Genomic DNA, 17,468 nt, shown 5'->3' with positions numbered 1-17,468 from the left:
GTGCGGTGACCAACCTCGGCATCTCCCTCGGCGCCGTGCTGGCGGGCCGGGCGGTGCAGCTCAGCACGCTCACCGCCCGTCAGCTGATGGCCGCCGGCAACGCGATCGCCTTCCTCGTCGCCGCGGCGATCCTGTTCCATCTGCCGCCAGTCACGCCGGTCCCCGCCCCCTCAACCGGGGACCGGTCCGTCGTCAGCCTGAAAGGCTGCTCCTGTGCCGGGCGGCGACCAGGCGCTCCGCGCCGGTTCGCCTGCGCCGCCCGGCATGATGCAACCGGCCGGAGCGGCTGCGCCCGGGGCGCGGCCCGCCCTCAACCGGACGGCGCAGACGGACTCCGCACGGACGGCAGGGTCGGGGGCACTGCCACCGGCGACCTTCGCCTCGGTGGTGTCCGCGAACACGAACGCCACCAGAGGCAGGCCTTCTCGGCCGGTCGGCGGGTAGACCCGGCGCCACAGCCGCTGCCCGTGGTCGACGTGCTCGATCGCGTCCGGCCGGGAGCGGGCCAGCCCGCGGTGCGCTTGTCCGCGTGCTTCGAAAGCAGCCGGCCCCACTCCCAGTACCGGCGCAACTTGTGCACCAGCTCGTACGCGTCCTCGGTTCGGCGGTCGATCTCCAGCAGCAGCACCGGCACACCGGCGGCCGGGGCTCGCGCCACCAGGTCCGCCCGCTGGACGTAGCTGCTGCCGAGCCGGTGGCCGATCCCAACGCCGTGGGGTTCGGCGGCCATCGAGGTGACCGCCGCGGGGTGGTCGTCGTAGCCGGTGTCGAGCAGTTGCCCGGTGTCCGGGTCGTACTCCTGCTTACGCAGCACCGAGACTCGTACGCCCTTCGGCTCCAGCAGCTGCTTCGCCTCGCCGTGTCCGGGCATGGTCAGCACCCGAACCTGCCGCTGGTCCTCCTGCACCGTCTCGATCCTCACCAGCTGGTGGTCCTCCAGATCCAGGAGGGTGTCCCGGGCGAGCTTGTCGTGCTGGTCGTCCGGACGGGTCAGTTTTCACAACTGATCGGGCGTAGCCCTCTGGAAGATTCCCAGTGCTTGCAGGAGCTCCAGGCGTCAAGGCTCGGTCGAAGACCTCCTGTACGAGGGCTTCTTCGTACAGGAGGGTTGTCGGACCTGCGGCGGCCCCCTGTCCACCGGTCCTGATCTGCAAGAACGCCAGCTTCCTGGCGGCGGGCCACGGAGGGGGCCTCTCCAGGCCGGTCAAGGGGCTGCTCGGGCTCGTCGGCGGTGCCCGCCACGGGTGCTCTGGAGGTGGGACGGGCCTATCCCGCCATTCACCTTCTACAGGCGCGGATTTCGGCTCCCGTGTGACGCCCAGCGGACGGAATCATCTGATGCGTCATTCCGCTACGGCCGACTGTCCGCTGGCATCGAACCTGAACCGTTTGTCAGCGCGGTTGGACCGCGGGAGGTTCAGCCCTCGATACCGGCAGCATCCAGGGCATCGATAATGAGCGCGTACCGCTCTGCGTCCTTCGGCAATTGCTGCGCGCGGTCGTGTGCCTCCCCCAGCGCCTTCCCCGTTGGCGTTGCGCCGCGAGAGAGCAGTTGGTGCACCATCTGCACCTGTCCGAAGAGGGCCGCCCACTCCAGTGGCGTCCTGTCCTTCATCACTGCATCGATGTCCGCGCCATGATTCAAGAGCAGGTCCACAGTCTGCGGGTGTCCTTGGTGTCCGGAGGTCGCTGCCAGCACTATCGGCACGTAACCCAGCCTGCCCTGGGCAAGGACAGGCGCACCGGCACGGAGAAGGGCCCTCGCCACTTCAATGTGCCCGTGCGTCGCTGCCTGGAGCAGAGGCGTCGTCTCGTCATACTCACCTGTTCGCTGTTGCGGGTCCGCCCCCGCCGCGAGCAGTAGCCGGACGATCTCGGCATGCCCCTCCCCCACCGCGAGATCCAGTGCGGTACGCCGAGCCGCGTTCGGGGTGTCCACCCCGGCGCCCTCGCTCAACGCCCGTGCCACCACAGTCGCGTCACCGTCCTTGGCGGCCCGTGTCAACTGTTCAGCTTGGTCCATACCGTAATCATGCTCGGCGGTCCAAGTTCCCTGGCAAACGGTCCAGGTTCGACGTCAGCGGACACCGATGATGGCATCTGACCTGTTCGAATTCGCAACAGTGCCGAGGTGCCTCGGTGGCTCTTCCCGAGGCAGCACAGTGCTCCCGCCTCCCTCGTGAGAAGCCTCAACCAAGCCGGAATCCACGTGAATGCCGGACGCATCACCGCGCTGACGAACCTCGCGCAGGGCCTGCCCGCAGCAGTCCTTGCCTCGCTTGCCGGCATGCACGTGGTCACCGCCGCACAGTGGCACCACCGCGCTGTCCCGGACTGGAGTGCCTGCCTCGCAACTCGCCGCAAAGCCGCACCACTCCGAGTGCCGCTTCCCTCACTGTGGAGACGGGGTAGCACCTCATGGGCGGGCTTGCTGAAGTCCCTCCCCTACCCGACCGACAGGCATGTCAGTGGCAGGGGCGATCCTTGCCCTGTGACGAACCAGGATGACTACCAGAGTGCCGATCAGACGCTCCACGGGCCATTGCCTGATCCACGTTCCGTGATCGAGGGAACGGACTGGACCGGACTGGAGCATGCCTACGGAGTGGCGCAGGACACCCCGGCTCGCCTCCTTCAACTCCTGGATGAGGACCCGGAGGTTCAAGCGGGGGCACTGGAGTTGCTGGACATGTCCGTCCTGCACCAAGAGTCCTTGTACAGCGCGACAGCGCCAGCCGCACTGTACGTAGCCGCAGTGTTGAACGACCCCCGCACTCTGGCCCGCCACGAGAACTACTCCACCTGGGATGACCAGCCTCGACCACTGCGTGCAGCCTTGCTGGAATGGCTGGGTCAGATCGCGGATTCGGCGGCCTACGGCGAGACGAGCGACGAGGAGGAGGACGGCAACGATCCGGGCGTCACCGATGCGGTCCGCGCCATCCGCGGCACGATCCACGACGCCGTCTCAGCTCACCTCTCGGCCCCTGACCCCACCGTCCGCGCGGCCGCCCTCAGCACCACCGCAGCGCTCCTTCAATCCCCCGAGCTGGCGAGTCGAATCTCCGAAACCACCCAGGTTCTCCGACGGCTGCTCGCCGAAAGCACCGACCGGCGCGAACGCGCCAACACCGTCTTGACCATCGGCGCCTGGGGCCAGGACACCACGACCTGGATCGAGGACCCCGACCCCGCCATCCGCGCCTGCGCCGCCCTGTCACCGGCATGCGCCGACAACGCCAAGGCGAAGCGAACGATCCTCCGCGCTCTACTCGAACCCGCAGTCGTCGACTCCTGGTTCCTCGAACCCACCACCGCCGACCCCTGGTCCGGGGAACCGCTTCCGCACATAGAAGGCCGTCTGCGATATGTCCTTCTGTCCGCGGCCATCGAACGCGCTACCGACTTCGAGGAACTCCTGCCCGCCGCCATGGCCTCCGTGCCGCTCTGCAGCAACCTCACCATCGCCCAGGACTGGGGTCCGCTACTCGCAGCGGCTTTCCCTTGCGACTATGACCAGGGCACCAACCTCACTCCCGCTCAGCACCGCTACCTGAGCGCTCTAGCCGACCGGGATGTGTGCTGGCGACACACCCAGCTCATCACCTCATGGTTCGACGACATTGGCCTTCCCGCAGACCGGGGCGCCTTCAGGGCACTCCTGACTGGGCCGGCACCGGGCAGGAAAACCGCACAGTTCGAATGACGCGCCCCACCAACTGACCTTGGAAAACCCCTCCGCCGTGAGGGCATCGGGCCCCGTCAGCGGCCGGACTCTGTCCACAGGGCCGCGGTTCGAGACTGTCTGTGAAGCCGCCGCGATCAGCGGGGCGGCCCGTACGTTCAGGAGCCGACACTTCCGCCACCACCGTGCCGCTCACCCCGATGACGCCGGACACAGCGATCAGCGCGTTCAGCTACCTCCGCGCCGTCCAGGCCGACGACATCGAAGCCGCCCGCGAGTTCGCCGGCACCGAGCCGCGGGTGCCCGAGCTGCTCGTCGACGTCGCCACGCGGATAGTCGTCCCCGTCACCGCGCTGCCCGGCCCGGACGCGGGCGAACCGTGCGCGGACGCCTTCGCCCTGGAAGCCCATGGGCGTGTCCTGGTGACCTCACTGCGGAACGGGGCGCAGTCCGGGGCCGGACGCGGCAGAGGGCCTCGCTCGCGCGGTCATCGACTTCGCTGCGCAGTTCCTCACCGAGGACCACGAGGACATCGCCGACACCCTGCGCCAGTTGGAGGCCGTCGGCGTGGACCAGGCCCTCGATGCGCACCCCGCACCGGCCGGGCCGCCGAACCTCTGCTCGCGGCTTGAGCGCTCAGGGAGCGGTGCGGGGCAGGAAGTTCGTCATGCCCTCGGCTGCTGCGGTCAGCCGGGCTGACTGCGCGGGGTCGCTGACCGCTTCGCGCCCGGCTGCCCCTGCGGATGATCAGCAGGGGCGCCGGCTAGGACACGGTCTCGTCGCAGGTGGGCTTGCCGTCTCTGTCGTCGAATTCATCTTCGTCGGCGGGCGGGTCGGGCATCTGCCAGGTCGCTACGACGAGCGGCAGGAGGGCATGAGTCACCAGCAGGGCGAAGAGGATGAGGAACAGTGCGGCGCCTGGGATCTGCGAGTCCCGGCCGTCCCTGTCGGCGGACATGGTCACGATCATGACGAGGATCATCACCACGGTCGTGCACCGGTGCGCGGTCGAGAACGCGCGGAGCCGGCTGGCCCGTTCCCGCTCGTCGAGTTCCTGCTCGCGCCTAGAGGTCGTTCCGCGAGTGGTCAAGATGAGCTGACCGGCCAACGGGCCACCCACCACCAGCAGGACGCCGAGGGCCGCGAAGTTGACGATCATCGCCGTGTCACTCGGGGCCAGGACCCATGAGGCAGCTGCGTCCACCCAGAGCAGTCCCAGGCAGGCACCCCCTGCAACCGCCAACGCACGACGGGGGCATTGCTTGGCATAGCGGGCGGCGATGGGGCGCTGCTCCAGGGTGCGCAGGCGTTCAGTGCGCTTGAGTTGCGACTTGGCCTGATGTTTGCCCCACCAGGAGAGCCGGGTGGGGGCGTGGTCGTTCGCCGGCCGTTCTTCGTTCGTCATGAGTTGCTCCCGATCCGGGGGAAGGGCCTGAGGGAAAAGACCACCTCGACGGGGACCTCGAAGTACGCGGCGATGTTCAACGCCAGGTGGAGGCTGGGGCTGTACTCACCGCGTTCGAGGTAGCCGATGGTCTGGTAGTGGACACCCAGGGCGGTGGCCAGGTCACGGCGAGAGACGCCGCGCTCGGCCCGCAGCATCGGGATCCGGTTGTGGACATTTCCTTCTCCCTTGTCCTGTTTAGCGGCGGGCATCAGGAGCCGCCCAAGGAAGCCGGGCGCCGCACGGCTGAGTCATCTATACACGTCCCTTGCATAAAGGCCCAGATAATTCTTCCTGTACCTACAACCATTGATAGCAGTTCTACTACATATGGTTGCGGACCTGCAAGCTGCGGCGTCTTGGCGGGATCGGCCCGTGTGCGTGGAGCCCCGTTACGAGCAGGCGTGGTGATGGGCGTGCCGCACCAGGCAACGCTCGCCCTGTCGTGATGTGACGCCCCGTCCTGGCGCTGTGCCAGACGGCGCGCGGTCGTCACCCTGTCCGGGTGGCAGAACGAGTGCGGGTACACGAGATTGACGACGGCGAGGGCGGACGGCTGCTTCGGATCATCCGCCGCGTGGACCGTCGCCGAGGCCCCACTCCGGCCCTCCCCCAACCCCACGAGGCGGTCGCGGCGAGGCCGGAACACGCTGCGGACCGCAGGCCGACGAGCGCCGCAGGCCGCACCCGCCCGTCCTGGTCCTCGCTGGCCCAGCCGGACGCCCGGACCCATGACGCGCTGCTCGCCGCACGGGAGCACGCGACACGGCTGGTCGCCTGCGGCGACGCCGTCGTCGTCGCACCGTTGGAGCGGAGCCTGGCCGCCCTCGACCTGCTGAGCCTGCGGCGGACCACGGGCCACCCAGTGGTCGCCGACTACTGGCGGCACGAACTGATCGTCCTGGTCCCCGCCGGAAGTAGCGGGGCGCGAGTTCGCACAGCCCGATCAGGCTGCTGCTCCTGGTGAGCAGTCGGTCGGCCTCTGTCGGAGTTGTCTCGGCGCACACCACCGCGACCATGATGGTGGTCGGGACCCCCACGGTCAGTGCGGCAACCGCGACACACCCGAGCGGCGTCTCCCAGATTCCCCTGACCCTGACACGCCATAACAACCTGACACGTCTCAACAAAGCACCCTGATCCCCCATACAGCGTGAACTACAAGATCGCATCTTGGCCTGGGCAAACCCCCGCGTGCTCCGCCATCACTCCTGAACCCCCACCGACAGGCCGACGGACATGTCCAGGGAGGTCCCACGACCGCGGGTCGGGGCCCCGCCGGTAACGGCGCCCATAGGCGGGAGATCCGCTTGGCGTCCAGGACGAAGACGTGCGAGCCGTGGTGGAGCATCTGGCAGGCGATGCAACGCAAGGTCACCGACTTGCCGCCGTCCGTACTCGCTCCGTACTCGCGTTGACCAGGATGTGCGGGAACTCGGCATCCAGGTCGACGGTGACAGTCCGACCGCCGGAACCGACCTCGATGACCGGTGCGGACTCCGGCGCTTGGGCCACCAACTCCCGCTCCTGAGGTCCTTGAATTGACCCTTCGCCGGGGGCTTGCGGTCTTCTTCACCCGCACCACGGTGCGTGGTGCGACATCGTCAAATGCGGTGCGTGCCCGGGTGCATCGTGCTCATCCCCGGCAGCGCGCGCGATGGCGCACGAACCGCCATGGGACCGACCGGTCTGCGGGGTAATGCCGTGAGCGGCGCCGCCGCGTTGTCTGCGCTACATCCCGCTGCCTACCACCGCCGGCGGCTTGTGACCCGTCAGCCGTCACCGAAGCAGTCGGCGGCGGCGTGGACCACCCAGGCCCGGCCGGCGGGGGCTATCGCCAGCGCACGGTCGCCAATCGTGGTGTCCGGATGCGCTTCTTCGACATGATGGTCCAAGACGGTGCCAGCGCCGGCAGGATGCTGCGGAACTCGACTATCTCGGGCTGACGCCGGACGCGTACGAGGACCGCCTGCACGCCATCGCGACGCGGCTGACCCGGCTGGACGCAGAACGAGGGCGTGGTGCGGGCGCGCCAAGCAGGGTGGCCCGGCCCGTGCCCGGGCCCGCTCGCACGGCTACGTGCCCCAGCGGGTTCATGCCGCAGGGCTACTCATTGATCATTCTCCTGCGGCCAGCCAGCGCAGCCGGCCGTCCCTCGGCGATGTTCGGCAGGTGAGTTCCTCGCCTGCCGAAGAGACAGCAGTGGCACCGCTCTCCCGGCACTTGCGGTGCAGTTCGTTGCAACTGCCCTTCTTCTTGCCCGGGATCTTTGCGCAGTTCTGAGTGTCGTGGGCTTCCTTGCCTTCGGGCGAGAGGTTGTCGTAATTGCTGCCGTCGTGCCGACCGGGAGAGTCGGCGTCTTCCATGGTGGACGGTTCAGGCTCTGGCCGCGGCGCAGCGGCACGGCGAGAGGGCGAGGCGTCTTCCGCCCCTGCATCCGACAGCGTTGAACCAACCGACGACGTGGGCGACGACACGGAGGCCGGAGACGTTTCTGCTGGGGAGGCCGAGCCCGCGCCGCAAGCAGCCACTGTGCCCAGTAGCACGGCCACCGTCGATATGGCCGCGGCCAAACGGGCAGGACGTACACCTATTCGGTCAGACATCGCAGCAGCTTACCCCCGGGACGAACACCTGCCGGGCCCTCGGAGCGGATCACAGCCGCGACTGAGAAAGTCCTTTTGGGCGACCTCAAGTGCGCGTGGGGCCGCGCACCCACCTCAGCCAGTGGGCCTACGGGCAGACGGAACGAGCAACGGGGCCGGGCAAGGTGATCATGTCCGACCCCACTGACGTTCGGTCAGCCGAAGTCGAACGTCTCCTGCGCGCGCCTGCGGGAGCCGGTCGACCAACGACTTCAGCGCCTGGACGGCGTTCGGCAGCTCGGGCGCCAACAGGTCGTTCGCGTCGTCCAGGACCACGCGGTTCAACTCTTCGATCACGTCTCGGGCCTGACGCACAAACTTCGCCGGATATCCGTCTTCGCCGCCATGCGCTCGCTCCTCGCCGCAGAAATGGTGACCTCAGGTGTCCCAGAGCGAGAACGGCAGCAGACCCATGTCGACGAAGTGACCCCATTGCCGCTGCCGGTCGTGGCGCGCCACGTTCGGGGGGGGCGTCGCCCGACCAGTCCAAGCGGTTGTGCTCGCCGGGGCGCGGGGCGTACAGGGCCCGGCCGCCGGGGCCGAACTGCCCGAGCTCGGTCATCAGCGCGGCGCCGGCCTGGATTTCCTCAGCTGTCCAGCCGGTGACGTCGAGCAGCAGGCCATCCAGCGGGCCGCCGGCCAACTCGGCGTAGCCCCGGCCCGGCTGCGGGCCCGGATTCGGGTCATCGTGGTCCGTGCCGTAGATCCGCTCTGTCCGGCCCGTGGCGGCAGCTCAGTCCGCAAAGGGGTTTCGCGGCCTGGCCGTCAGTGGTGCAATACCCCGACGGCACCATCAGCGTCTACGTTCGCACCACCCAGGAGCTCATCGTGGGCACCGGCAACAAGAACGGGCCCGGCAGCGACTTCACACCCTGGCAACCCGTCTAATTATCAGGCGTCAAGAGCTGTTGAGCAGGACCAGACTGTCCTGGGCAGCCAGAATCTCCTGGTCGCGATGGCTGATCCCCATGCAGCCTTGCTGGGTGAAGAGAAGGTGGAAGGTCTCCGGGTCCGACTGCCGGATGAGTTTGCGTGTCAGTGTGGCCTGCAGCGGCGGACAGACATAGGCCGGCTGGTGCGCCGGCCCCAAGGACAGCAGCCGCATCGAGGCGGGGAAGTCCTCCGTGTCGACGGTGCTCATCTCGTCCGGTGAGTGACTCCTGCGCGCTATGTCCCGCCAGCGTGCGAGCCGCTCTGGAGCAGGAACCCCCGTGCCATGGAAAGCGGTCTCCACCGCTCGCTTCTCCCCCTCGCGCAACTTCACCGTGCAGATCATCACCGAGGACCACGAAGACGTCGCCGGCATCCTGACGCAACTGACCGCCGTCGGCGTAGGCCAGGCCCTCCACGCGCACCCCGCACCGAACGGCGCGCGCCCGGTACGCCTCACCGTCGTGTGGGAGGCACCGAAGATGGCGCAGTGGGGTGCACATCAGGTGCGCGCCACCGCACCGTTGTGTCTCCGGGCGGTCGAGTGCCTGTAGCTCACGGCCCCTTGTCCACGACCTGGTCGGTGGCTGACAAGGAGAGAGGCGGCCGAAGGGGTGGCTCACAGGCTCCGGATGGCCTCGGCCAGATCGGGGCCGTAGGACGCCCAGCAGGCAACCGATCCGTCGGCGCCGAGTTGCCCCATGAACCACTCGCCGTCATGGAGCACGAGGCACAAGTCATGGAACCCGAGGATCATCTCAGGCTGGAGGGCCGTGTATTCCCTCTGGCCGGGCTCCTCGACAACCACGAACCTGTCGAGGGACAGCGGCGTGGCGCTTCGGTCGTGCGAGAGCGTACGGATCTGCTCGATCGTCCATCCGACGGGGAGCTGGGAGGTCACCGTCGCATGATCTCAACCTGCGGCGCCTCAACGCCACTCGTCGACGACGGCGGACAGCACCATCGCTCCGTAGCGCCGCGCCGGGCACTCGGTGCGTACGGGAGATCGACGGCTGACCACCGCCACACGGTGGAATGCCACATCCAGAACAGGGCGCACGCATCGCGGCAGCACGCGACCGCGTTGCCGATGCGGTTCTGCCGGGGCCGGGGCGGCGCGCCTGCCCGGCCGCGAGGCGGCCCCGCCCGGCATCCCGCAACCGCCGTCGTCGTCGGCACGCTCGGAGCCCCGGAGCTGGCCGCGTCGTGACGCCGAAGCCGCGCTGCCGATGGACCGCGCTACCCCGTGATCCGGGCCCCGGGGAGATCATGGCCCGCCCTGGGGCCTTGGTCAGGCGCGGGCGTCCGCGGCCGTGGCGTGGTCAAGGATGGCCGCGGCCAGGGGCGCGTGGACGGCGCGGGGCAGGGCGTGTCCCCTGCCCGGTATCTCCACCAGCCGTACCCCGGCGATTACTTGGGCAAGGCACTCAGGATGCGGGAGTGGGAAGACGAGCTCGCAAGCACCACTACACACGCACCGCCACACGGTAGAGGCCCAGACCACCGTGGTCTACGCGGACAGCCCGCCGTGCTGGCGTTCGCAGCTGTCGTGCTGCAAGTGCAGACGGCGAAGGTCTTGCAGCGCGGCAATGGGAAATGGGTGCTGAACCCACTTCGCCCTGTAGCCGTCCTCCCCATGGAGCCGGAGCACCGATTGAGCAGCCTCCAAGACGACGTGCCCGAGGAGGCTAAGTGGCTGAGTGGAGGTCCACTCGAGCGTGCCTGCCAGGTCCGGCGCGTCGAAGCTCGTGGACATGTCGGGAAACCGGTAGATCGCAACTTGAACGTCCGAGCTTGTGCGCCGCAGAACCCACCTCACTTCGGCTGGCTCAAGATCGAAGGAGAACCGCTGGACGGAGGTGCGGCCGTAGAGCCCTGCGACACCGTGGAGCACGTCTGCGAGGCCATCCGTGCAGTAGCTCACGATGTCTTTCCGCTCCGATGCACCGTCCGCGATGTGGCAGGTTGCCCAACCACTACCGCTGAGTTCCCAGCTGAACTCAAGCTGACTCATCCCGCCCCCTGCCAGTGATCTTCTCCCGAAGACGGTACAGCGACGTTGAGTGCAGCCCTCACCCTCCCCTCGCACGCCGCATCACAACATCCGCTTGGTCACTCCATGACAGCGACGAGAAGCTGGCACAGGCCCAGCCAGAGCATCGCGGGGAGAAGATCCGCCGCTCACCGAACGGACAGACTGCCGGCGCAACACGGCGAAGCGATCGCGCTCCCCTACCAGGAACCACCGCCTCCGCACACCCAGACCAGGAAGCAGCAGACGCATGAACGGGCAGCCCCTGAAGGACGGCTCGTAAGGCGAACAGCAGGCTCCTCACACTCACCCGGCACCAAGGAACCCCGACGATCACCGCGTCACAGCCCCTGGGGACCTCTTGAGGCAGCAGGACGTGGCCCTCGCCGGGCTCCTGCTCGCACCGACCGGGCTCGGCACACTGCTCGCGGCGCCGCTCACCGGCCGGAGGGGATCCGAGAAGTATGAGCTGGCCGCGCGGCTGCTCCGATGCCACCATCGGTCCGGAAACCAGAAGGCAAAGGCAACAGAAAGCAACAGGAGGTATTGGCACATGCCACCGTCCATACTCATTGTCGGACTTGATCTCACGCTGGTGGACGACGCGCCCTCGTCACGGGCGGCGTTCCCCGAGATCGACTCCCAAGTGGTCCGGGTCGGCGTGACCGCAGAGCGGGCCCGTCTCAAGGAGCTCGGCTTCACCGTCGACGTCTGCCTGCTCGACTACGGCCGCACGGCCGAGGCGGTCTATCGCGCCGCGCTGTCCGGGAAGGACTACGACATCGTGGTGATCGGCGCCGGCATCCGGCTGGACCCGGTGCTGACCCCGCTCTTCGAGGTTCTGGTCGACACCACCCGCGAACTCGTACCCGGCGCGAAGCTCTGTTTCAACGTGAGCCCGTCGACAACCGTCGAGGCCGTCCAGCGGTGGTGGCCCGAACGCAAGCCACTGGCCTAGCACTCCAGCCGGACTTATCCACCAGTGCTGGTCAACGACTTGGGGGTGGAGCGTGCGGCAGGCGGGGCGAGCGCCGGGGCGGCCTTTGCCGGCGGTCCCACAGACATGTGGCCGCGTTGCTCGTAGTGGCAACGCGTCGCGCACTCCCTTCCCCAGGGGACGTCCGGCACCTCTTCCACGACGCCGGGCTCCTGCCGCGCCGCGACAAAACGACCCGGTGCGCAGGAACCAGCGGCAGCGGGCCCCCGACCACGTCCCGCTGCCCCCACGGGGAAAGCCCGCGCCGGTCGTTAGAACATCCGCGACCAGCAAAACCCTGTAGCGCCCGCCGGCGCAACGGGCCGAACAAGTGAGAGGTGCAAACGCGAGGGTGTCAGCGGCGTCGACGACGAGACCGAGCCGAGAGAGGCCGCCCCGGCAGAGCCGCCGGTTCCCGCGTCGGACAGGATCGAGTAGGGCATCCCGGGGGAACGCCTGGTGCTCTTCACCGACGCGGTGACCGCGATCTCCATCATCCTGCTGATTCTGCCGCTGGTGGACCTCGTCCCAGAAGCCGCGTCCGCCCATGAGGGCGCCAGCGAGGTGTTTACCGGTCACCTCGACCAAATCTGGAGCTTCCTGCTCAGTTTCGCGGTCATCGCGAACATCTGGCGGGAGCACCACCGGACCTTCTCATCGGTTCATCGGTCACGAAAGTCACCCGCTCCCTAATGGTGTGGAACATGGGGTGGCTGCTCTCCGTCGTCGTGCTTCCTGTACCGACGGAGATGATCGGCGCCTTCGGCCGCGACCAATTCGTGGGGCGTTCACTACTCAACCCTCCTGGCCGGCATGGTCTGCCGGTACGCAATGCCGAGGATCCTCAAGACCTCTCCGGCACTCCTCGAAGAAGACAGCCAGGCAGCCCGCCGGAGGACCAAGGACCTATACGCCGAGAACTACCTCAACGTCCTCGCCCTGGTAAACGACACCCGCCAAACGCGTCCGCACCCGCCTATAGCGGCGGGACGTAGACCTCCCGGACAGTGCCGATCAGCTCGGGGCAGCAGCCCTCCCGGCGGGCCATGGCCAGCCGCGCGAACAGTCGGCAGCGCATCGGCGCCGTGCTCGTTCGTCAACGCGGCCGGCCTCGCCCGGAGCCCCTGCCCCGGACGGCACAGATCGGCCGGCGAATCGCTTGGCCGACGCCCGGCAGAAAGATCATCATGTGGGAATGTCTGAGACCCGGCCCTCTGCCGCACCCGCTGTGGTGCGGCTTGCCCAGTACACGAAGACGGACCAGGAAGAGATCCTCGGCAACGATGACGATCCCTTCGGCGTCGCCTGGACCGGCCTGACCTGGCTGCCGAAAGAAGAGCACTTCGGCATCAGACACGAGGACCGGCTCGTGGCACACGTCGGCCTGCTGCGGCTGCCCGTCGCGATCGGCGACACCGAGACGGAGGTGGTGGGCGTCGGCGGGGTGGCCGTCGCACCCGGCATGCAAGGCCAGGGACTGGCACGACTCGTCCTCACGACCGCACTGGAACACGCCCGCACGATGGGCCCTCAGCACGCAATCCTGTTCTGCCGGCCTCCTCTCATACCGCTCTACCAACGCCTCGGATGGCACCCGCTCGACACGGACGTACTCGTCGAACAGCCCGAAACCCGCCTGGTGACCATGCCGCTGCGGACCATGGTGACGCCCCTGCGCGACGGCGCCCACTGGCCCTCAGGCCCAGTGCGGCTGTTCTCGCTCCCCATGTGACGGGCGCGGGCGCGGGCACTACCAGGCAGAAGCCACGCAGCACCCTGAGGACGCAGCGCCACGGGCGCCCCTTACCAGACCGGGCTGCTGAGGGAACGGGGCAGACGCAGACGCCGGGCAGTACACCGGGCCGACCAGGCCGTGCGGCCCGGCACCTGCCTCCTCTTCGTCCGTCTGGCTACTCCGGTGGTTCATCAGGCGGTTGCTTGCGCGGGGTGCAGGCAGCCGCGGTGCCGGTAAGTCCCGGCACCTGCTCAGCGAAGATCTTGTGCCGACAGGAGTCCTCCGCGCAGAGGAATCGACGCACCCGCAACGCCATCACGACGAATTTGCCAGCTGCTGACAGGCCGCAGGGGGGAGCGCAGGTAGGGGCCGTGATTCGCCCCGACCAGCACCCGCAACCTGGGCAGGGCACCTGCATGGCAGTGCTCAGGGCCCCGCCCCGGGCCTCCATGCCGATCACATCGACCGACGCCACGGACACGCCCGCCACCGAGGAGGGCAGCACCTCTTCAAGCTGCGGTTGTACTTCGTTCGCGTCGCAGCGCTGTCGGCCACATCGTCCACCGGCCGGACGATCCTCGGGCTATCTCGGCCACCATCACGAGAGGATCGACGGCACGCCGCGTACACGACCACAAGAAGCGGAGCAGAGCCCCACTCATGTTCGTAGCCGGTTTTGGCGGTGTCGGTGCTGATGGTGCGGTCTATCCGGTGACCGCGACCGGTTGTACGGCTGCGGGCCGGGTGTCCGGCAGGAGGGCGAAGCAGCCCAGGCTCAGCAGGGCGATGGCCGTCAGGTACGCTGCCACGCCCCAGGGCGTGCCGGGCCCGTGGGCGAGGGTAGTGGCCACCATCGGCGTGAGTGCACCGCCCAGGACCGCGCCCAGGTTGTAGCCGACGGACGCGCCCGTGCAGCGCACCCGGGAGACGTACAGCTCCGGCAGATACGCCGCGACGACGGCGAGCATCGTCACGCACACGAGCATCGCGACCAGGAAACCGAGGAAGATCAGCGGCGGTCGGCCGGTCGACAGGAGGCCGATCATCGGGAACATCCACACTGCGCAACCCGCGCACCCGAGCAGACACAGCGGCCGCCGCCCATAGCGGTCCCCCAGTACGGCGGCCACAGGGGTCAACGCCCCCGTGATGACGGCGATGGACAGCGTGCAGCCGAGCATGACGGTGCGGTCGACGCCCAGGCGGTCAACGGCATAAGACAGCGCCCAGGTCGACATGGTGTAGGAGACGGCGGCCCCGGTGGCGAGTGCTCCGGCGGTGAGCAGGAGCAGCCGCCAGTGCGCGCGTGCCACTTCGACGAGCGGCATGCGCGCATGCTCGCGCTGGCCGAGGAAATCGGGGCTCTCCGGGAGAGAGGTGCGCAGTGCGAGTCCCGCCGCGGTGAGTACGCCCGCGAACAGGAACGGCAGCCGCCACCCCCAGAGCGTGAACTGCGCGTCGCTCAGGGCTGCGGAGAGCGCCAGCATGACGCTGTTGGCCAGGACGGAGCCGAGCGGCGGACCGATCTGCGCGAAACTCGACCACAGTCCGCGCCGGCCGGCCGGTGCGTGCTCGGCGGTCAGCAGCACCGCACCGCCCCACTCCCCGCCCACCCCGATCCCCTGCACGAAGCGCAGCACCACCAGCAGCACGGGCGCGGCGATGCCGATCGAGTCGTACGTCGGCAGGCAGCCGACAGCGACCGTGGCGAGCCCGGTCAAAAGCAGCGAGATCATCAGAACGGGCCGCCGGCCGCGCCGGTCTCCCAGGTGGCCGAAGAGAGCGGAGCCGAGCGGCCGTGCCACGAAGCCGACTCCGAACGTGGCGAGGGCGGCGAGGGTTCCGGCCAGGGGTGAGATCGTCGGGAAGAACTGCGTCCCGAGCACCAGAGCCGCCGCGATGCCGTAGACGAGGAAGTCGTAGAACTCGATGGCGGTACCGGCGAGCGAGGCTGCCGCCAACCGCGGCAGGGAGGGTGCGGCAGCAACACGCGCGGACAGCGCGGCGGGCAGCGGGGTGCGTGAGGGGGTTGTGCGCATATTGGCTGAACTACCCGGCATGATCGTGGGTTACGGGCGCACGAAAGGGAGGCCCGGGACGCTGCCGGACAACGCCGAGACTCGTCGTCACGGTCGAACCGTCGGCGCTGTGCGACCCGCTGTAGCGGAAGACCCCCACGGGGCCGCCCTCCTCCCTCCGTACACGCAAACGTGCCAGCACAGCACTGTTCCCACCAGGTAGACATGCCGAGCAGGACCAGCTGCGACCACTGGTCGGCAGCTGATTTGCGCCCACGAAGCCACACGGGGCTGAGCAGGTCCGTTTCAGTGGGAACGGTCAGCTGCTACGTCTCCCAGATGAGGAAAGGACCTGCCACGCGAAGCGCCGGGGCGAACGCTGCGCGGGCTGCGTGACGGCGAAGAGCACGCGCAGCAGCAACTCGCCTCCTCGCTGGGCATTCCGGCGGTTGGCGTCAGATGACGGTGCCACCCTTGATGACGTGTCGGAGGTTGTCCTGCGGGTGTGTGAGGACGCTGATGTCGTCGAGCGGGTTACCGGCGACGATGAGGAGATCCGCACTGGCTCCTACGGCCAAGGTGCCGATCCGGGATTCCAGGTTGAGCAGGCGGGCTGCGGTGCTGGTCGCCGCCCGTAGGATGTCGGCGGCCGGCTGGACTTCCGCGCGCAGGGTGAACTCTTCGAGCTGGGCGGTTTGCATGGGGCCGAGCAGGTCGCTTCCGTAGACGAGGTTGACGCCTGCGGTGTGGGCGCGTTCGAGGGCCGCGAGGCCGCCTTCGTGGACGTCTGCGATCTTCCGGTAGGACGCCTCCGCCAGGCCCATCATTTTGCAGTTCTTGGCCATCTGGTCGTAGGTGACCAAGGTGGGGACGAGGTAGGCGTCGTTCTCCAGCAGGAGGCTGACGGTCTCATCGTCGATCAGGTTGCCGTGTTCGACGCAGCGCACGCCGGCTCGCAGGGCGCGGTTGACGCCGCGGGGCTGGTAGGCGTGCACGGTCACGTACCGGTTGTGGTTCTTGGCCTCGGTGACGGCAGCGCTCATCTCCTCGTCGGTGTACTGGACTTCGGAGACCTCGTCGTGGGGCGAGGCGACACCGCCGCTGAGGAGCATCTTCAGGTGTGCCGCGCCTTTGCGGAACTCGTCGCGGGCGGCAGCCTTGACGGCGTCGACGCCGTCGACGATGCGGGCGAAGGCGGGGCGGGCCTGGCAGCAGGGCATCGAGTCGTCGCCGAGCGGGCGGATGTCCCCGTGACCGCCGGTCTGCGACAGTGCCTTGCCGCCGTAGATCAGGCGGGGGCCTGGGGCGAGCCCTTCCTCGATGGCCCGGGCCATTCCGTGATCGGCGCCGCCGACGTCGCGGACGGTGGTGAAGCCGCGGCGCAGCATGCGGCCGGCTTCGGCGAGAGCTCGGACGGTGGCGTACCCGGGCGTCCAGGAGGCGGATTCCTGGGCGTCGAGGGTGCTCAGCAGGAGATGGACGTGCGCGTCGATGAGTCCGGGCATGACGGTGGCGCCCGCGGCGTCGATGTGCCGGACGCCGTCCGTCGGCCTGGGGGCGCGGCCGGTGCCGGTGGCGGCGATCCGGCCGTCTGCGGCTTCGAGCCATGAGTCGTCAGTGATCTCAGCGGTTTCCGGGTGCAGCAGGTGTGCATTGGTGACGAGCAGGCGGTTCATGCGGTCCAACTTTCGATGTGCTTCAGGCTGTGTCCGGCTGTCTTCCCGCCGAACACAGTGACGACGGCGACGGCGAACTGGCCGACGAGGGGAACCCTGGTGAAACCGACCAGGCTGTAGAGGTAGTCAATGGCGATAGGCGAGAGGACGGCGCCGCACCGTCCGACCGCCGAGGCGGCACCCGTTCCGGTCGGTGGTGGTGCTGCTGTTGACGGTGCGGCGGGCATGGCACGCTTCTTCAGCTCGCCGGACGCGGTGCACAGCCAGTTGTTCGACGTCGCCCATACAGTGTCGGGCCGCCCATGAACGAGCGTGTCCCATAGCCGA

At 68.4% G+C, this 17,468-nt stretch carries 20 protein-coding genes and 2 pseudogenes; 6 read left to right on the top strand and 16 right to left on the bottom strand.

Translation table 11 applies throughout. The features are described 5' to 3' along the window. Positions 1-310: 310 nt before the first annotated feature. Positions 311-922 (bottom strand): hypothetical protein, encoded by a 612-nt coding sequence (locus AB0I22_RS33665; RefSeq protein WP_363134797.1) that lies wholly within the window; start codon positions 920-922, stop codon positions 311-313. Between the two features lie 495 nt (positions 923-1,417). Further along, positions 1,418-2,023, bottom strand: coding sequence for an ankyrin repeat domain-containing protein (locus AB0I22_RS33660; RefSeq protein WP_363134796.1), 606 nt, complete (start codon positions 2,021-2,023; stop codon positions 1,418-1,420). Positions 2,024-2,491: 468 nt separating this feature from the next. Here AB0I22_RS33660 and AB0I22_RS33655 point away from each other — a divergent pair, with 468 nt between their 5' ends. After that, positions 2,492-3,706 carry a HEAT repeat domain-containing protein gene (locus tag AB0I22_RS33655; RefSeq protein ID WP_363134795.1) on the top strand — a complete coding sequence of 405 codons (1,215 nt, stop codon included), beginning with the start codon at positions 2,492-2,494 and terminating at the stop codon, positions 3,704-3,706. Positions 3,707-3,843: 137 nt separating this feature from the next. Here the strand turns inward: AB0I22_RS33655 and AB0I22_RS33650 are convergent, their stop codons facing one another. The 3 genes from AB0I22_RS33650 to AB0I22_RS33640 form a co-directional block, all read right to left on the bottom strand. Further along, positions 3,844-4,095, bottom strand: a complete 252-nt coding sequence (locus AB0I22_RS33650) for a hypothetical protein (RefSeq protein WP_363134794.1) — start codon at positions 4,093-4,095, stop codon at positions 3,844-3,846. Positions 4,096-4,448: 353 nt separating this feature from the next. Next, positions 4,449-5,090, bottom strand: a complete 642-nt coding sequence (locus AB0I22_RS33645; RefSeq protein WP_363134793.1) for a hypothetical protein — start codon at positions 5,088-5,090, stop codon at positions 4,449-4,451. Further along, positions 5,087-5,341 carry a helix-turn-helix transcriptional regulator gene (locus AB0I22_RS33640; protein WP_363134792.1) on the bottom strand — a complete coding sequence of 85 codons (255 nt, stop codon included), beginning with the start codon at positions 5,339-5,341 and terminating at the stop codon, positions 5,087-5,089. The genes AB0I22_RS33645 and AB0I22_RS33640 overlap by 4 nt, the downstream gene beginning before the upstream one ends. A 365-nt stretch (positions 5,342-5,706) precedes the next feature. Here AB0I22_RS33640 and AB0I22_RS33635 point away from each other — a divergent pair, with 365 nt between their 5' ends. After that, entirely contained in the window at positions 5,707-6,096 is a 390-nt protein-coding gene (locus tag AB0I22_RS33635) for a hypothetical protein (protein WP_363134791.1), read from the top strand. Between the two features lie 407 nt (positions 6,097-6,503). Here the strand turns inward: AB0I22_RS33635 and AB0I22_RS33630 are convergent, their stop codons facing one another. From AB0I22_RS33630 to AB0I22_RS33610, 5 genes and pseudogenes are all read right to left on the bottom strand, one after another. Further along, positions 6,504-6,644 (bottom strand): hypothetical protein, encoded by a 141-nt coding sequence (locus tag AB0I22_RS33630; protein WP_363134790.1) that lies wholly within the window; start codon positions 6,642-6,644, stop codon positions 6,504-6,506. Positions 6,645-7,246: 602 nt separating this feature from the next. Then, positions 7,247-7,495, bottom strand: coding sequence for a hypothetical protein (locus tag AB0I22_RS33625; RefSeq protein ID WP_363134789.1), 249 nt, complete (start codon positions 7,493-7,495; stop codon positions 7,247-7,249). A gap of 408 nt (positions 7,496-7,903) precedes the next feature. Then, positions 7,904-8,071: a hypothetical protein gene (locus AB0I22_RS33620; RefSeq protein ID WP_363134788.1), complete on the bottom strand. Its 168-nt coding sequence runs from the start codon at positions 8,069-8,071 to the stop codon at positions 7,904-7,906. Positions 8,072-8,246: 175 nt separating this feature from the next. Further along, a pseudogene (locus AB0I22_RS33615) lies at positions 8,247-8,480 on the bottom strand (hypothetical protein); the annotation flags it as partial. A gap of 192 nt (positions 8,481-8,672) precedes the next feature. Then, positions 8,673-8,915, bottom strand: a complete 243-nt coding sequence (locus AB0I22_RS33610) for a hypothetical protein (RefSeq protein ID WP_363134787.1) — start codon at positions 8,913-8,915, stop codon at positions 8,673-8,675. Positions 8,916-8,985: 70 nt separating this feature from the next. Between AB0I22_RS33610 and AB0I22_RS33605 the strand changes: the two genes are divergently transcribed. Then, entirely contained in the window at positions 8,986-9,258 is a 273-nt protein-coding gene (locus tag AB0I22_RS33605; protein ID WP_363134786.1) for a hypothetical protein, read from the top strand. Between the two features lie 65 nt (positions 9,259-9,323). On the opposite strand, the gene AB0I22_RS33600 is transcribed toward AB0I22_RS33605, so the two are convergent. The 3 genes and pseudogenes from AB0I22_RS33600 to AB0I22_RS33590 form a co-directional block, all read right to left on the bottom strand. Continuing rightward, positions 9,324-9,605, bottom strand: a complete 282-nt coding sequence (locus tag AB0I22_RS33600) for a hypothetical protein (RefSeq protein WP_363134785.1) — start codon at positions 9,603-9,605, stop codon at positions 9,324-9,326. A gap of 390 nt (positions 9,606-9,995) precedes the next feature. Then, positions 9,996-10,160, bottom strand: a pseudogene (locus tag AB0I22_RS33595) (alpha/beta hydrolase); the annotation flags it as partial. Between the two features lie 54 nt (positions 10,161-10,214). Continuing rightward, complete coding sequence (locus tag AB0I22_RS33590; RefSeq protein WP_363134784.1) at positions 10,215-10,718, bottom strand: hypothetical protein; 504 nt, start codon at positions 10,716-10,718, stop codon at positions 10,215-10,217. Between the two features lie 571 nt (positions 10,719-11,289). Between AB0I22_RS33590 and AB0I22_RS33585 the strand changes: the two genes are divergently transcribed. The 3 genes from AB0I22_RS33585 to AB0I22_RS33575 all read left to right on the top strand — a co-directional run bounded on the left by AB0I22_RS33585 (position 11,290) and on the right by AB0I22_RS33575 (position 13,444). Further along, positions 11,290-11,694, top strand: coding sequence for a hypothetical protein (locus AB0I22_RS33585; protein WP_363134783.1), 405 nt, complete (start codon positions 11,290-11,292; stop codon positions 11,692-11,694). Between the two features lie 477 nt (positions 11,695-12,171). After that, positions 12,172-12,405, top strand: a complete 234-nt coding sequence (locus tag AB0I22_RS33580; protein ID WP_363134782.1) for a TMEM175 family protein — start codon at positions 12,172-12,174, stop codon at positions 12,403-12,405. Between the two features lie 502 nt (positions 12,406-12,907). Beyond that, positions 12,908-13,444 (top strand): GNAT family N-acetyltransferase, encoded by a 537-nt coding sequence (locus AB0I22_RS33575; protein ID WP_363134781.1) that lies wholly within the window; start codon positions 12,908-12,910, stop codon positions 13,442-13,444. Positions 13,445-14,151: 707 nt separating this feature from the next. On the opposite strand, the gene AB0I22_RS33570 is transcribed toward AB0I22_RS33575, so the two are convergent. The 3 genes from AB0I22_RS33570 to AB0I22_RS33560 form a co-directional block, all read right to left on the bottom strand. Then, positions 14,152-15,486 (bottom strand): MFS transporter, encoded by a 1,335-nt coding sequence (locus AB0I22_RS33570; protein WP_363134780.1) that lies wholly within the window; start codon positions 15,484-15,486, stop codon positions 14,152-14,154. 434 nt (positions 15,487-15,920) lie between these two features. Next, positions 15,921-17,141, bottom strand: coding sequence for an amidohydrolase family protein (locus AB0I22_RS33565; protein ID WP_363134779.1), 1,221 nt, complete (start codon positions 17,139-17,141; stop codon positions 15,921-15,923). Next, positions 17,138-17,368 carry a hypothetical protein gene (locus tag AB0I22_RS33560; RefSeq protein WP_363134778.1) on the bottom strand — a complete coding sequence of 77 codons (231 nt, stop codon included), beginning with the start codon at positions 17,366-17,368 and terminating at the stop codon, positions 17,138-17,140. The genes AB0I22_RS33565 and AB0I22_RS33560 overlap by 4 nt, the downstream gene beginning before the upstream one ends. Positions 17,369-17,468: the final 100 nt, after the last annotated feature.

The organism is Streptomyces sp. NPDC050610 (assembly GCF_040654875.1).
In the GTDB taxonomy this organism is placed as follows: Bacteria; Actinomycetota; Actinomycetes; order Streptomycetales; family Streptomycetaceae; genus Streptomyces.
This window is presented reverse-complemented; position numbering and strand designations above follow the sequence as displayed.